Genomic DNA, 14,417 nt, shown 5'->3' with positions numbered 1-14,417 from the left:
GCTATATGAAGATAGAATGTACCATATCACAATTAATAAAAAATTGAGATTTTTGAAATTCCTCAGTAGTCAAATTTATTAAATATTTAGGATCATCATCTATTCTTTTTTCTCTACAAGTATAGCTAAAGTGGCTTAGGTTTACCTACAATTTGAAAAACAACAAATTCGTCATTCCGCTACTCGTTAGCGGAATCTATGCTGAGATACCGCGGCGGTATGACGTAGGGAAACCTTTCTTGGGTTAGCTATAGTTAGTGGAATTGCAAAGTTTCTAGGCATAAAAAGCTTTGAACCTAATATATGAGCCAAACTTGATTTTCCAACCGTAGATACACCTGTAATAAAAATAATAGTCTTCATTTTGTGAATTTATAGCATTTCTCATAATAGTCCGAATAGGTCATAGGAAGGCAGAATCAACAGCACGACGAAAGGATTCGAATAGAGGAATGTTTTTCCTGGCTCTGTTTTTTATAGCAAACCAATGATGCTCAATTTTGTTAAAATCTGGAGAATAAGGCGGCAGATACAAAATTTCTGCACCGACTCCTTTAGCGAGCTTGATAAGCTTATCAGACTTATGAAAAGTAGCATTATCAAGAATGACAGTTTGTCCAGGTTCTAAGATCGGTGCCAAAAATTGCTCAAACCATCCATTAAAAATATCCATATTACAGTGGCCTTCAAATGTTAATGGAGCAACTATCTTTCTTCTACTTAAGGCTGCAACCATGCTGATTCGTTGAGTTTTTTTTCCAGATTTTAGGGCATAAAATCGCTGTCCTTTCTGGCAATACCCATATGGATAGTCCTCCGTGTTATCAATCCCAGACTCATCTATATACACTAAGTTTTCTGGTTCTTTTGTTGCTATAATTTTTAAGAATTCAGCACGTTTTTCTTCGTTCCTTTCCTTGTATCCATATGTCTTTTTTTGCGCGTAAATCCAATTTTTCTGAGAGCTCGGTGGATCGTTTGGATACTAACGTTGCCCCAAAGTTTAGCCATTTCCGACAGAGTTTTTCTACCGTGTTTTTTAGCAAATTCGATAAACTTATTCCAGTCGATAATTTTCTGATTGTAACCTCCATTACCGAGTTTTTTTGACTGAAAGTCGCCTGTTTCTTTTTTTCTTTGCTGCCACTCCCACAAAGTAGTTCGTCCAATTTTAAATCTTGCTGCCACTGCTTCTCTGCTTTCCCCTTCGTCTAGTGCTTCCATTGCTTTTTTTCTTAAATCATAACTATATGCTGCCGGCATCCAACCTCCTTATCGCCATCTATCCTTAATCTTATCATATCCGGACTTCTGTGGAAAGAGCTATACTTGCTATATGAACTATCGGAGAAATTTTTTTATAGTTTATAGTATCTGACCTTACCCAGAAAAAGTGGAGAGAAAGTTTGGAATGTTTTTCACAAAGAGAATGATGAATCAAAATGCTCAGGAATGCAATAGTTAGAGGTTGTCCGGAAACAAGTAAAAGGCTATAATATCTGAAATTTTAGTACGGGGTAAAGATGAGAAAAAAGTATCCAACAGATCTAAGCGAAAGGGAATGGGCAAGAATAGAAAAACACTTCAGAGTATCATACAAGAAAGGAGGAAGGCCGCAAAAGTATAGCAAAAAAGAAATATTAGAAGCAATTTTCTATGTATTGCGTACAGGGTGTCAATGGCGGTATTTACCAAATGATTTTCCGCTATGGAAGACTGTGTATGAGCAGTTCAGGCAATGGAAGAAGCAGGGAATTTTTGAGAAAATGAATTATGAAATTACAAAATATAGTAGAAGAAAAATAGGAAGGAATGAGCAGCCGAGTGCCTGTATAGTAGATAGTCAATCTGTAAAGACTACAGAAAAGGGGGGATCAAAGGCTATGATGGAAGTAAAAAAGTAAAGGGTAGAAAAAGGCATATAATTACAGACACTCAGGGTTTTATACTAGGTTGTTACGTAGGCGCTGCTAACGAAAATGATAGAGATGGTATTAAAATAGCATTAAACAATATGAGAACAAAATATACTAAAGTTAAAAAAATGTGGGCTGACATGGGATACCAAGGAAGAAATTTAAAGAATCACATAAAGGAAGAATATGACATAGATATTGAAATTGTTAAAAGGCCTCCATGTAGATTTTGGGCGCACAAAGATACGCCACCTGAGCTACTACCAACAAGAGAACAAGGGTTTAAAGTACAGCCAAGAAGATGGGTTGTAGAAAGGACTTTTGCTTGGGTTAATAGGAATAGAAGGCTATCGAAGGAGTATGATTTACTCACAACATCCACTGAGAATTTCATATACCTAGCTATGAGTAGGGTTATGTTAAAGAGGGAATATGCTTGAATTTACTAGTTTCCCGACAACCTCTTATAGTAGATTTTTGGCAGGTTTACGCTTGTTAACGGCCATTAATAAAGAGTCCATAACCAATTGTTTATTTATTGAACTGCTCATTGACCAGCCAACTACCATGCGTGAATATAGATCGATTATTGTTGCCAAATATAGCCATCCTTCTTTGGTTTTTATATAAGTAATCCCATACTTTATTTGGTTGATCGACAATAAAGTTTTGGTCTAATATATTGGGAGCTACTGTCCGTTTGTTGTTTCTTAATTTTAAATTTTCTTCTCAATATAGCCTGAATACCATTTTTCTGCATAATACTTTGCACTGTTTTTAAGTTGCAACTTTTACCCAAAGCCTTCAATTCAGCATGAATTTTAGGAGCTCCATATCTACATTTAGAAACTTGATATATTTTTTGAATAGCTGCGAGTAGCTCTTTATTTGCTGATTCTCTACTGCTTATTTTTCTTGTGGTCCACTTATAGTAGCCACTAGCAGAAAATCCTACATAATTCCTGTACTTTATAGCAGTTATAGCCTTTCTTATAATAGTCCGAATGCGATAAGATATGTGTTTATGGCTATAGCAGGCCAGTAGCATATTACGGTCTGTTCGGATTATTGTAAAAAGAGCTATACTATGCTCTTTTATAAAAAAATATTTTACTCTTTTTGACTGGCCAGGGCTTTTTTTTAAATGTCTCTTTCCCTTGTTACTCTTGCTTTGTAAATCAAACCTCTCTTTGTCGTAAGGAGCCATGTTACCTCTACCTGGAAACGCATTTGCCGCTGACTTTTTTTCGTTATATTTCTTCATCCATTTTCCTAATACACTATCCCTTATTCCTAGATCTCTTGCTACTTTTGCAACTGGTTGACCTACCTTTCTTTGTTCATTTGCCAGCTTAACAGCTTCCAATTTGAATTCTGCCGTATATTCTCTTACCATTTCTAATCCTCCAAAATTTTATTTTACCCGAAAAAACTCCTTTCTTTCTCTCCACTTTTTCTGGGTAAGGTCAATATACCAGTGCCGAAAATAGTTGACAAAGATTGTGTATACTTATTACAATTGTTTGGGTACCAGAAGTTTTTACGGCAACAAAGTATGCACTAACTATAAGTAAGGAAGACTTTAAGCAGGCAATAAAAAAAATGAAGTAACGTTTAAAAGAGATTGAAGGAGAGAAGAAAAAGGTAAAAGGGAATACGGCAGAAAATGAATCTTATTACAAATAGCATAAAGGGCTTTTATTCTAGTGTTAAATCGGACCTAGATTGGCAAGCCAAACGTAGTCTTATTAGAACATTAGTAAAAGAAGTCAACATTGATCTTGATAAAGTAGATGTAGTATTTAAGATCAAAGAACTTGAAAACCCCGCCCAGAATGGACAAAATCAAAAGATGGTACATTGTCTAAGGGGTCTGGGCACTGGGATGACATCTTTTTTCTTGGTACAAATTACTCTTATGTCTCAATATTTGTACAGTTGTGTTATCGGCTGTTTGATGTTTACAACGCAGAAAGTTCATACGGTTGTAAGTCAAGCGGTAGGATGACAAGATTTTGCAAGGGTATTTTTTTTATAGGAGATTAATATGGAAATTTTTCTTGATAGCGTTGATTTAAATGAAATTAAAGGACTAAAGGAGTTCATTGACGGCATAACAACTAATCCTTCTTTAATAGCAAAGTCCGGGCGTAAAGATAAATACGAGGATTTAGTGCGTGAAATATGCTCTATTATAAAAGGGCCTGTTAGTGTTGAAGTTGTTGCAGATAGCCATGAAGAGATGATCACAGAAGGTCTGAATTTAGCAAAAATTGCTGATAATGTTGTGATCAAATTACCTCTTACACATGAAGGATTAATTTCTTGTAAAAAGTTATGGACAGAGCATAAAATACCTGTTAACATCACATTATGTTTTTCTCCTGGACAAGCACTGCTTGCCGCTAAGGTCGGTGCTTGTTTTATTTCCCCCTTTGTTGGTCGCCTTGATGATATAAGCTATGATGGCTTATCGCTAATAGAAGATATATGTACTATATATTCTAATTACGGTTTTGATACTAAAGTTCTTGTTGCATCAGTGAGAAGCCCAGCGCATGTAATAGAAGCTGCAAGGCTTGGTGCTGATTCAATTACTGTGCCAGCAAAAGTACTTAGACAATTAATTAATCACCCACTTACTGACCAAGGGCTAGCAATATTTGAAAAAGACTGGGGTGTAAAATAATAGACGGTTACAAATGAACATAAAAATTGGCGTATCCGTTCAGGCAATGGCGTCAACTTAAGAGCCTTCATTAGCAAACTCTCCTAAAGACATGATGGCGTTTGCTACCTTATTGCGGCTGCCCTGGTCGAATTTTAACTTTATAGCTAACCCAAGAAAGGTTTCCCTACATCATACCGCCGCGGCGCTAACGAGTAGCGGAATGACGAATTTGTTGTTTTTCAAATTGTAGGTAAACCTAAAGCTATGGAAAAAAAGAAGAACCAGTTTCTTAGTTCTTCATTGACATAATCCACTCCATATGCCATAATAAAATTTTATATCTTGGAGAAGGAAATGACATTAAGGTTAATACTACAAGAAGTCAACAGTAGTCCAGACCTGAGTGCAGAAAATGTAGTTGAGAAAATCAAAGATGAACTACAGCAGAAGCTTCCAGATATCTACAGTGAGTGGGAAAGTAACCAGTTTGATATAAATCACACATTTGAAGTACTTAATTGTGGTTTATTACTTATAGCAGCTAAAAATGGTTGTGGAAAAGTAGTAAAACACCTAATAAAAAGCGGGGCTAATGTTAATGTACAAGATGTATGGAAAAAAACCTCTTTACATTATTCTGCTCAGTATGGGTATACGCAAGTAGTAGAAGTTTTGCTAGAAGAGGGAGCAGACGTTAATGCACAAGATGAAGATAAAGAGATTCCTTTACATGTAGCTGCTGGCAAAAGAGATATAGAAATAGTGCAAATGTTATTGGAGAAAGTGGCAAATGTTAATCTACAGGATAAATCTGGAGGAACTGCTTTGCACTATGCTACATGTAATGCTAACATATGTACTCCTATGAAGGATGATAGTGCAGCAAAGATAGCGGGACTTTTATTACAAAGAGGAGTAGATGTTAATATAAAAGACGAGGATGGAAAAACTCCTTTGCATTATGCTATTGGTTATGAACTTATACAAACAATAGAAATGCTATTAAAAAAAGGTGCAGATGCTAATATAAAAGACAAGGATGGAAGGGCACCTTTATACTATGCTACTCTTAATTATAGTTACCGTAATATAAGGTTAGGAGGAAAACTGCTACTAGATTGTGACACAACTTTACTAGGTAATTTTTATGAACCTTACAAACCTAGTCCAAGGATGGCAAAACTCCTGCTAAATTATGGTGCAAATCCATCATGCATCCATAGACCTAAAGCTATAACAGCAGGAATTACTGTGGGTGTTATATCTGCTGTTGTAGTTCCACTAGTACTTGCCTATGCCACTGCATTACCTGCACTAGCAATAATTGGAATTACTGTAGCATCTGTACTGATAGTTGGTGGTATTACCTATGGAGTTGCATATAAGTCATCAGAGCATTCATTAAACAGTAAGCTAAGTGAGGTTAGCTGCAGTAATGTTGATGGAAATAAACAAACTGTATAACCATAATTATTAGTTCACCACAGTAACCGCACCATGGCAGTGTTTGTATTTCTTTCCGGAGTTGCAAGGACATTTGTCATTTCTTGAGACTTTGGGAAGTCTGCTATTTCTAGCAGAATGTAACCTATTGCCTATCTCTTGGTTGTCTGCCAACTTAAAGTGTGCTAAGCGGTGAATGGTGAGTTCCTTCCATTTTTCAAGCATTGACTCAAACATCAAGAAAGCTTCGCGTTTAAATTCATTCAGTGGATCTTTCTGCCCCATAGCACGTAAGCTTATGCTTTGTCTTAGGCTCTCTAGAACTGAAAGGTGTTCCCTCCATAAATGATCAAGTGTCATTATCATCATTTGCTTCACGATCGTATTCCACAAATCTGTAGTGTGCTGACTGTTGAAATATTTTTCTTTCTCAGTAAAAAATTCTTGTATCTTATCATTTATATAATTCAAAGCTTCTTGTTTATTCAAAAACTTTGCCAAGTCTTCTTTATCAAGCGTTATTCCATACCTTGTATGGAATTCTTTGGCTATATCTTCAACATAATCTTCGTAATAGCCACTTTGGATTATACCTTCTACTACGCTCTCATTTACTTCGCTATACACTTCAAATATATCATTAATTTCGTTGCCTAAGATATTGTTTCTCTGCTTAAAAATAACTTTACGTTGGTTATTGATTACGTCATCAAACTTAAGTAGAGATTTCCGCACGTCATAGTTTCTAGCTTCAACTTTCTTTTGCGCTTTCTCGAGTGCCTTATTGATCCATGGATGATGAATAGCTTCGTTATTCTTTAACCCTACTTTTTGTAAAAAGCTTCTCATTCTATCAGAGCCAAATATTCTCATTAGGTCATCTTCGAGCGATAAAAAGAACTTAGAAAGTCCAGGATCCCCCTGACGACCAGAACGGCCGCGTAATTGATCATCTATTCTCCTGCTTTCATGTCTTTCGGTTCCAACCACACATAAACCACCAGCTTTTATAGCAATTTCCTTATCTTTTTTTACTCTTTCAACTATTTCTTGGTATTTTTTTTCTCTTTCATCAGCATTTTTTATCTTCTTTAGCTCCACCTTTGCAATCATTTCAGCATTTCCACCAAGCTGAATATCAGTTCCACGTCCTGCCATGTTAGTTGCTATAGTGATACTACCTGGCACTCCAGCTTGCGCTATTATGTACGCCTCTTGTTCATGATAACGAGCATTTAATACTGAATGCTTAAGAGAATGGCTTTGCAAAAGCGCAGAAAGCTTCTCAGAGTTTTCGATGCTCACCGTGCCAACAAGGACCGGTTGAAGGCGTTTGTAGCATTCTTCTATAAACTTCAACACAGCATTAAATTTTTCCTTTTCTGTACCGTAAATTTCATCATCAATATCAACTCTTTTTACAGGTACATTGGTTGGAATTTTTACTACATTTAATCTGTATATATCACGAAACTCTTCTGCCTCTGTTGCTGCTGTTCCCGTCATTCCGGAAAGTTTATTGTACATACGAAAGTAATTCTGAAATGTGACCGATGCTAAAGTTTGGTTTTCATGCTGAATTTCAAGATTCTCCTTCGCTTCAAGTGCCTGATGAAGACCATCGGAATATCTTCTGCCCTCCATCATACGCCCAGTAAATTCATCAATAATCACTACCTTGCCATCCTTTACTATATAATCTTTATCAGCAGTAAACAGCTTATATGCACGTAATGCTTGGTCTATATAATGAGTCATTATCATGCTGTCAGTATCATAGAGCGAGGAATTTTCAGGAATGAGATTGTATGACCTTAGTAGTTCCTCCACTCGTGAAATACCATCTTCAGTCAAGAATACCGTTCTACCTTTTTCATCTACTTCATAATCGGAGTCAACTAATTTGGTTACTATTTTATTGATATGCTTATATATCTGATTGTTTTCCTCAACCGGGCCAGAAATAATAAGCGGAGTGCGAGCTTCATCAATGAGTATTGAGTCCACTTCATCAACTATTCCGTAGTGAAAGCCTCTCTGAACCATGTCTTCTTGAGAAAATTTCATATTGTCTCGCAGGTAATCAAAGGCAAGCTCGTTATTTGTGGAATACACGATATCTGCACTGTAAGCCTCTTTCCTCTCTTCGTCTGTCAAGTTATTCGTAATAAACGCAACAGAAACCCCAAGAGAATTATATAATTTGCTCATCCACTCTGTGTCTCGTTTTGCAAGATAGTCGTTAACAGTTACGACATGTACGCCTTTCCCTTCTAAGGAATTTAGATATGCTGCTAAAGTTGCAACGAGTGTCTTTCCCTCTCCTGTTTTCATTTCTGATATCATGCCATTGTGGAGCACCATTCCACCAATCAGTTGAACATCAAAGTGCCTCATGTTAAGAAATCTTCGAGAGGCTTCACGCACAACTGCAAATGCAGGTACGAGAAGATCATTTAACGTTTTCCCATTTTTCAATTCTCGATTGAATTCTTCAGTTTTACCAGCAAGCTCCTCATCAGATAAGCTCTGCATTTCTGTTTCTAATGCATTTATTTGCTGAACAATTTTCCTAAAGGATTTTATTATCTTCTTGTTTGTTGATCCAAATATCTTTCTTATAAAAAAGAATGACAACGTAAAAATGAAAAATATAAGAATGGCTGTCAAAATTAGCGGAGAATCTAGCATAAACTTAAGTAAAGTCTTATTTAATATGAGATTATATTACTAAATGCAGCCTACAGCAATTACATATTAGATTTGGGGAGTCTTTGGAAAGTCTTTTTTAAATCAAGAATTAAGAGTTTGCCAGGCAATTCCTACCCTCGAAGGCCTTTCTATCAACACATAAAGACTCTATTGCATTATTTTAGGTGTTTGGTAATCTTTAATTCTAGATCAAACAAATTTATAGCAGCCTGTATGAGGTAACTAGTTATGCACGGTAATATCTACCAGCTAAAGGTATTGATGCTATTTTTGCATCGAGGAGTGCTCTATCAGCACTCTTTTCGCTTAGGTACAGAAATAGAAGAGGCCAGAAAATTCGATGATTTAGTATTTGAATGTACCCAAGGTAGTAAGAAAGTATACCGTTTTTTGCAGGCTAAACACACACAAGATGAAGATAACAAGAAAATTGGAGTAGGGAACTTACTTACAAAAGATAAAAGTGGTGAGTTTGGATTAGCAAAGTATTTTGTTTCTTACCTAAAGATCAAAAATAATCAAGATTTTGCAGATGGTAACCTGAAAGATTTTATTATCTGTACTAATATCGATTTTGATCTGGATCAAAGCACAGCACGAAACACAGTGAAGAAGTTGAGGGTAGAAACTTTAGGACCAAACGAGGAAATAGAAATTTTAGTTGAAGTAATCGACACTAGTGATGTCTTTTTTAAAGATGGTGGCACTAGATATAAGTTCTCTTATATTCACAATAACATGATTTCAGTAGTGCAACCAGCATTTGAAAGTGCTGTAGAAGAAGCGATGGAAGAATTAGAAGAGGAGATAAAAAAACTCCAAAACAAGCCAGATCAGAACTCAAAAAGGAAATTGGAAAGAAATCAGACGTGGCAACGTGAATTTGGACGAATGATGAATGAAGGTAGGTTGGAAGACAATATAAAAGAATTTTTTGATAAGTTAGTATTTGCAGTAAATCAGCCCAATGAAATAAAACTAGCGGATATTATCAAAAGTGAGCTAGGCGAGCAATTTAATGATATTGATAGACAGAATGTTTACGCTCGCTTCCAAGAAAAAATGCTAGATTGGTTGAAAGAAAAAGGGAGACGTTTTCTTACACATGAAGACGGAAGAGAATTCTTTCGCAAGATGAAAGAAGAAATCTTAGAGGTTGTCGGGAAACTAGTAAATTCAAGCATATTCCCTCTTTAACATAACCCTACTCATAGCTAGGTATATGAAATTCTCAGTGGATGTTGTGAGTAAATCATACTCCTTCGATAGCCTTCTATTCCTATTAACCCAAGCAAAAGTCCTTTCTACAACCCATCTTCTTGGCTGTACTTTAAACCCTTGTTCTCTTGTTGGTAGTAGCTCAGGTGGCGTATCTTTGTGCACCCAAAATCTACATGGAGGCCTTTTAACAATTTCAATATCTATGTCATATTCTTCCTTTATGTGATTCTTTAAATTTCTTCCTTGGTATCCCATGTCAGCCCACATTTTTTTAACTTTAGTATATTTTGTTCTCATATTGTTTAATGCTATTTTAATACCATCTCTATCATTTTCGTTAGCAGCGCCTACGTAACAACCTAGTATAAAACCCTGAGTGTCTGTAATTATATGCCTTTTTCTACCCTTTACTTTTTTACTTCCATCATAGCCTTTGATCCCCCCTTTTCTGTAGCCTTTACAGATTGACTATCTACTATACAGGCACTCGGCTGCTCATTCCTTCCTATTTTTCTTCTACTATATTTTGTAATTTCATAATTCATTTTCTCAAAAATTCCCTGCTTCTTCCATTGCCTGAACTGCTCATACACAGTCTTCCATAGCGGAAAATCATTTGGTAAATACCGCCATTGACACCCTGTACGCAATACATAGAAAATTGCTTCTAATATTTCTTTTTTGCTATACTTTTGCGGCCTTCCTCCTTTCTTGTATGATACTCTGAAGTGTTTTTCTATTCTTGCCCATTCCCTTTCGCTTAGATCTGTTGGATACTTTTTTCTCATCTTTACCCCGTACTAAAATTTCAGATATTATAGCCTTTTACTTGTTTCCGGACAACCTCTAAACTATCGAGGTTATTTATTATGATTACATCTTATCAAAATTTCATTGGCATTGATATCGGAAAATTTAAAAATGTTGCTGCAGCTTATAACCAAAGGAGCGCTATCAAGTTTGACAATGATGCTACTGGTTGGCAACAGTTGTTTCAAAAATTTTCAGATATCCTACCTAATTCTCTAGTAACTTTAGAAAACACTGGAAAATATGAGCTTGGCTTAGCACATTTTCTTGTTGATAAGAATGTTGCTGTACATCGAGCTAATACTCGTAAAGTAAAAAGTTTTATCATATCACATGGAACTTTAGCAAAGACAGATCAATCAGATGCAAGAGCCCTTGCTCAATATGGTTTTGAACGCTATAGTGCTCTATCTCTATTTGTGCCTATGTCAAAAGAACAAACCGCCTTAGTTGCACTCTGTCAACGTCGTGATGACATTACGCAAATGAGAACTCAAGAGAAATGTAGGCTTGCAGCACCTGAAAACGACTATATAAAGGAAAGTTGCCAAAAAACAATAGACTTTTTTACCAGTCAGATAAATGAGTTCAACGATGCCATACAAAGAATTATTGATAAAAATCCAGAGTTACAAAAGCGTCAAAAAATCTTGAGAACAGTGCCAGGAATAGGTCTCAAGTTATCACAAGTTTTTGTGTGTCTAATGCCAGAACTTGGCCACCTAAACAAAAAAGAAGTTGCAAGTCTTGCTGGAGTTGCTCCACATCCAAAAGAAAGCGGTAAAACTATTGGTTACCGAAGGATAACAGGTGGTAGAAGCAATGTTCGTGCAAAGCTTTTCACAGCTGCTATGGCTGCTGCAAGATCTAAATCTGCACTTGGTGCTTTTTATTCTGATCTTATTGGTAGAGGTAAAAAGAAGATGGTAGCTATAACAGCTCTAATGCGAAAAATCATAGTAATTGCCAATGCAAGACTTAAAGAAGCAATTAATATGAAATAAAAAAAAATCTGCATAGAAAATAGGTTAACGGATATGTGCGTCTACACACATTTAAAGCACATATTCGTTAACCATAAAATCTAAGCAGTGGTTGCTGTTTGATATAAATTTCTTTCTGTATAAACTAGGATCTTTGTTACCAAAATACATTTTTCAATTGAATAAAAATACAAAATTATCAACAAATGAGACTAAATTCAAAAAATTTTAAAAAACATAGTTGATGGCAAGAAGGAGCAGCGCTTCGGAATGATATGAGGTCAGGATTTACGTTCTGCGGAATCACATTTGAGGAATATAGAGGGCAAGCAACTGATCCTGAAGGAAACGTAAGAAGATTTATTGAGAAAGATACAGGGCACTGTTTTCCAGTAGGAACAGCAAGCACATTTACGACATACTTTGCACCAGCAGACTTTAATGAAACAGTAAATACTCTTGGACAGCCACTATATGCAAAACAAGAGCCAAGAAGATTTGATAGAGGGACTGATTTACATACTCAGTCAAATCCTCTGCCAATGTGCCATCGTCCAGGAATATTAGTAAAAGTCGCTATAGCATAACATACTGGTAGAGTAACCACAAGTTGGTGAGGTACAAGAGGAATCTACTAGTATATACCTTATTAGCATACTTATGAAAGAATGCAAGAGAATATTAAGCGACTATTGGAAGATTGTTTTGAGCATTTAGGAGTGGAAGCCACATATTGTAATAAAAATAAGGAGGCTATTCGAAAAATAAAAGCGCTAATTAAACGTCCTGACACTACGTACTCTTTAGGTGCAGATGGAGCATTAACTCAGCAAATTGCCTCAATAGAGATACGCAGTGAGGACGTTACTTCCTTTAGCATAGGTGATTATATCAAGATTGAAAAAAGGTTCTACAAGATTTTTGAACCACCATTGAAAGATTCTTCAGGTAAAATATGGAAAATTGAGGCAATAGAAAGTGTTTAATATTAAAACTGGTAACAATATTAATGAAATAATCTCCAATATTGACGGAAAAGAGCAGAAAGTAAAACTGGCAGCTATAAAAGCGCTGAACAAAACAGCACTATGGTTAAAAGCAAAAGCAGCTAAGGAAATTAGTGAGGAAAAGAAGATAAAATTAACGGTAATGAGAAAAAGGTTGCGAATCTTTAATTCAAACTTGTGAGGTTTATCCAACGATAAGAAGGGAAATAGTAGCGCCAGCGGTGTTTGTAGAGCTTGTGAGTTTAGAGCCAGGAAAAGATCCGGGTACTGAGGAATTAGCGCTAAGAGGAAGATTTGAAGCGAGAATTGTAGTTGATGGAACAGTCGAGGATTCCTCGTTAGTTGTAAGGTCATTAGCAGCAGAAGTAGCAAGAGTAGTAAATAAAAATACTTGGAACGTAAAAAATATTTCTTCTGCTGAATTTCTCTCTGCAGAGCCTGATGGATTTAGACCCGAATTAGATGCATATTTGGTGTGGATGGTTGATTGGAGTCATCAGCTTCATTTAGGTAAATCAGTATGGGAAGAGGGGAAAATTAAACCACATACAATAAACGTAGGAAATATAAATGTTGGATCATAGTTTTGCGATTTCAGAGCTAAATAGAAAAGTAGCGAATATCATTCGTATAGGAGTTGTAAAAGAAGTAGATTATGAAAAAGCAAAAGTAAGAGTAAAAATAGGTGAACTTTTAACAGATTTTCTTCCATGGATAACTTCTAGAGCAGGAGAGGAAAGAAGCTGGCTACCACCAAGCATAAATGAACAGGTAGTAATATTGTCACCATTGGGAGAGTTATCATTAGGAGTAGTACTAGCTGGAATATATCAACAGAAGTATGCTGCATCAGAGAATAAAAAGGAAATAAATAGTGTAAAATTTCAGGATGGGACAAAGTTTACATATGATAAAGGGAAGCATCATTTAGAGATTGAAGTAGTGGACAAAATAACACTGAAGGCTGGGGAATCGAGTATAGAAATGACAAAAGATAGTATTAAATTAAAAGCAAGAAGAGTAGATTTAAATTGATATATATGAGTAAAGCAGTTGTTTGCATAGGAGATCATTGTACAGGTATGCCGATTCATGTCTGTGTGAGCGGGAGTGAAGATGTATTTGTTAATGGTAGACCTGCTTGTCGTAAGGGTGATATCTTGAGTATTGGGGAAACACTAACGCAAGGATCAAACAACGTATTTGTAAATGGTATTGGTGTAGCGAGAACAGGTGATGTGGCATCCTGTAGTTTTCAAATAGTAAGTAAAAATCAAAGTGTGTTTTCAAAATAAAAAAATTAAAGTAGTCGAAAAATGAGAGGAATGGATGCTAAAACAGGAAAGGAATTAGAAGGCTTAGAGCACTTAAAGCAATCAATTATTGATATATTAACTACTCCTATTAATAGCAGAATAATGCGGAGAAATTATGGGTCGAGGTTGTTCGAATTAGTTGACAAGCCAATCAATCGCGATTTTACGCTAGAAATTTACGCAGCAACAGCAGAAGCTTTGGAAAAATGGGAAAAGAGATTTAAGTTAGAAAAAGTAAAAATAACAGAAGTGAAAGAAGGAAAAGTAACGCTTGACCTAGAAGGATTGTACTTACCAATGGGGGAAAAGATTCGCTTTGACGTGGTTGTGGTATAAAG

General features: G+C 35.9%; 15 protein-coding genes and 2 pseudogenes. 12 read left to right on the top strand and 5 right to left on the bottom strand.

Annotation, left to right across the window (positions count from 1 at the left end; translation table 11 throughout):
* Window positions 1-403: 403 nt before the first annotated feature.
* Window positions 404-1,263 (bottom strand): IS630 family transposase gene (locus AAGD90_RS04465; RefSeq protein WP_156518142.1). Its coding sequence is split into 2 segments (ribosomal slippage): window positions 404-939 and window positions 939-1,263, totalling 861 coding nucleotides; the frame shifts between segments, so codons are not numbered across the junction.
* 260 nt (window positions 1,264-1,523) lie between these two features.
* On the opposite strand from AAGD90_RS04465, the gene AAGD90_RS04460 reads away from it, so the two are divergent.
* Window positions 1,524-2,356, top strand: a protein-coding gene (locus tag AAGD90_RS04460) for an IS5-like element ISWpi1 family transposase (RefSeq protein ID WP_341821727.1) whose coding sequence is annotated in 2 segments (ribosomal slippage) — window positions 1,524-1,893 and window positions 1,893-2,356 — 834 coding nt in all. Because the reading frame shifts where the segments join, the coding sequence is not laid out codon by codon here.
* 24 nt (window positions 2,357-2,380) lie between these two features.
* On the opposite strand, the gene AAGD90_RS07230 is transcribed toward AAGD90_RS04460, so the two are convergent.
* On the bottom strand, window positions 2,381-2,515 hold the full coding sequence (locus tag AAGD90_RS07230; RefSeq protein ID WP_410529970.1) for a DDE-type integrase/transposase/recombinase: 135 nt from the start codon (window positions 2,513-2,515) through the stop codon (window positions 2,381-2,383).
* A 44-nt stretch (window positions 2,516-2,559) separates the two neighbouring features.
* Window positions 2,560-3,312, bottom strand: coding sequence for an IS3 family transposase (locus AAGD90_RS04455; protein ID WP_341821725.1), 753 nt, complete (start codon window positions 3,310-3,312; stop codon window positions 2,560-2,562).
* Between the two features lie 651 nt (window positions 3,313-3,963).
* Here AAGD90_RS04455 and fsa point away from each other — a divergent pair.
* Together fsa and AAGD90_RS04445 are read left to right on the top strand one after the other, a co-directional pair.
* A complete protein-coding gene (gene fsa, locus AAGD90_RS04450) occupies window positions 3,964-4,605 on the top strand; it encodes a fructose-6-phosphate aldolase (protein WP_007552982.1) in 642 nt (213 codons plus the stop codon).
* 336 nt (window positions 4,606-4,941) lie between these two features.
* Complete coding sequence (locus AAGD90_RS04445; protein WP_209472768.1) at window positions 4,942-6,051, top strand: ankyrin repeat domain-containing protein; 1,110 nt, start codon at window positions 4,942-4,944, stop codon at window positions 6,049-6,051.
* A 9-nt stretch (window positions 6,052-6,060) separates the two neighbouring features.
* Here the strand turns inward: AAGD90_RS04445 and secA are convergent, their stop codons facing one another.
* Window positions 6,061-8,721 (bottom strand): preprotein translocase subunit SecA, encoded by a 2,661-nt coding sequence (gene secA / locus AAGD90_RS04440; protein WP_244663065.1) that lies wholly within the window; start codon window positions 8,719-8,721, stop codon window positions 6,061-6,063.
* 249 nt (window positions 8,722-8,970) lie between these two features.
* Here secA and AAGD90_RS04435 point away from each other — a divergent pair, with 249 nt between their 5' ends.
* The gene (locus tag AAGD90_RS04435; protein WP_341821724.1) at window positions 8,971-9,939 is read left to right on the top strand and encodes a hypothetical protein; all 969 of its coding nucleotides are present in this window, start codon (window positions 8,971-8,973) and stop codon (window positions 9,937-9,939) included.
* Here the strand turns inward: AAGD90_RS04435 and AAGD90_RS04430 are convergent.
* A protein-coding gene (locus AAGD90_RS04430) for an IS5-like element ISWpi1 family transposase (RefSeq protein ID WP_341821712.1) occupies window positions 9,919-10,751 on the bottom strand; the annotation gives its coding sequence in 2 pieces (ribosomal slippage) (window positions 9,919-10,382 and window positions 10,382-10,751; 834 coding nt in all). The genes AAGD90_RS04435 and AAGD90_RS04430 overlap by 21 nt on opposite strands.
* Window positions 10,752-10,832: 81 nt before the next feature.
* Between AAGD90_RS04430 and AAGD90_RS04425 the strand changes: the two genes are divergently transcribed.
* From AAGD90_RS04425 to AAGD90_RS04390, 8 genes and pseudogenes are all read left to right on the top strand, one after another.
* Complete coding sequence (locus AAGD90_RS04425) at window positions 10,833-11,777, top strand: IS110 family transposase (RefSeq protein WP_265022222.1); 945 nt, start codon at window positions 10,833-10,835, stop codon at window positions 11,775-11,777.
* Between the two features lie 224 nt (window positions 11,778-12,001).
* Window positions 12,002-12,343, top strand: a pseudogene (locus AAGD90_RS04420) (major capsid protein); the annotation flags it as partial.
* Between the two features lie 81 nt (window positions 12,344-12,424).
* Window positions 12,425-12,742: a hypothetical protein gene (locus AAGD90_RS04415; RefSeq protein WP_316658879.1), complete on the top strand. Its 318-nt coding sequence runs from the start codon at window positions 12,425-12,427 to the stop codon at window positions 12,740-12,742.
* Window positions 12,735-12,935 (top strand): annotated as a pseudogene (locus AAGD90_RS04410) (phage tail protein); the annotation flags it as partial. The gene AAGD90_RS04415 and the pseudogene AAGD90_RS04410, both read left to right, overlap by 8 nt.
* Window positions 12,931-13,347 (top strand): hypothetical protein, encoded by a 417-nt coding sequence (locus AAGD90_RS04405; protein WP_341822185.1) that lies wholly within the window; start codon window positions 12,931-12,933, stop codon window positions 13,345-13,347. The pseudogene AAGD90_RS04410 and the gene AAGD90_RS04405, both read left to right, overlap by 5 nt.
* On the top strand, window positions 13,334-13,798 hold the full coding sequence (locus tag AAGD90_RS04400) for a phage baseplate assembly protein V (RefSeq protein ID WP_341821723.1): 465 nt from the start codon (window positions 13,334-13,336) through the stop codon (window positions 13,796-13,798). The genes AAGD90_RS04405 and AAGD90_RS04400 overlap by 14 nt, the downstream gene beginning before the upstream one ends.
* A gap of 5 nt (window positions 13,799-13,803) precedes the next feature.
* Window positions 13,804-14,058 carry a PAAR domain-containing protein gene (locus AAGD90_RS04395; RefSeq protein WP_065095513.1) on the top strand — a complete coding sequence of 85 codons (255 nt, stop codon included), beginning with the start codon at window positions 13,804-13,806 and terminating at the stop codon, window positions 14,056-14,058.
* A 21-nt stretch (window positions 14,059-14,079) separates the two neighbouring features.
* The gene (locus AAGD90_RS04390) at window positions 14,080-14,415 is read left to right on the top strand and encodes a GPW/gp25 family protein (RefSeq protein ID WP_182282601.1); all 336 of its coding nucleotides are present in this window, start codon (window positions 14,080-14,082) and stop codon (window positions 14,413-14,415) included.
* Window positions 14,416-14,417 lie beyond the last annotated feature (2 nt).

Origin of the sequence: Wolbachia endosymbiont (group A) of Ischnus inquisitorius (genome assembly GCF_964026985.1) — a bacterium.
GTDB classification, from domain to species: Bacteria; Pseudomonadota; Alphaproteobacteria; order Rickettsiales; family Anaplasmataceae; genus Wolbachia; species Wolbachia pipientis.
This window is presented reverse-complemented; position numbering and strand designations above follow the sequence as displayed.

Bases quoted from the DNA above. Each gene is read 5' to 3' on its own strand.
- AAGD90_RS04455 (WP_341821725.1), bottom strand. From the start codon at position 3,312: ATGGTAAGAGAATATACGGCAGAATTCAAATTGGAAGCTGTTAAGCTG.
- fsa (WP_007552982.1), top strand. From the start codon at position 3,964: ATGGAAATTTTTCTTGATAGCGTTGATTTAAATGAAATTAAAGGACTA.
- AAGD90_RS04445 (WP_209472768.1), top strand. From the start codon at position 4,942: ATGACATTAAGGTTAATACTACAAGAAGTCAACAGTAGTCCAGACCTG.
- secA (WP_244663065.1), bottom strand. From the start codon at position 8,721: ATGCTAGATTCTCCGCTAATTTTGACAGCCATTCTTATATTTTTCATT.
- AAGD90_RS04435 (WP_341821724.1), top strand. From the start codon at position 8,971: ATGCACGGTAATATCTACCAGCTAAAGGTATTGATGCTATTTTTGCAT.
- AAGD90_RS04425 (WP_265022222.1), top strand. From the start codon at position 10,833: ATGATTACATCTTATCAAAATTTCATTGGCATTGATATCGGAAAATTT.
- AAGD90_RS04415 (WP_316658879.1), top strand. From the start codon at position 12,425: ATGCAAGAGAATATTAAGCGACTATTGGAAGATTGTTTTGAGCATTTA.
- AAGD90_RS04400 (WP_341821723.1), top strand. From the start codon at position 13,334: ATGTTGGATCATAGTTTTGCGATTTCAGAGCTAAATAGAAAAGTAGCG.
- AAGD90_RS04395 (WP_065095513.1), top strand. From the start codon at position 13,804: ATGAGTAAAGCAGTTGTTTGCATAGGAGATCATTGTACAGGTATGCCG.
- AAGD90_RS04390 (WP_182282601.1), top strand. From the start codon at position 14,080: ATGAGAGGAATGGATGCTAAAACAGGAAAGGAATTAGAAGGCTTAGAG.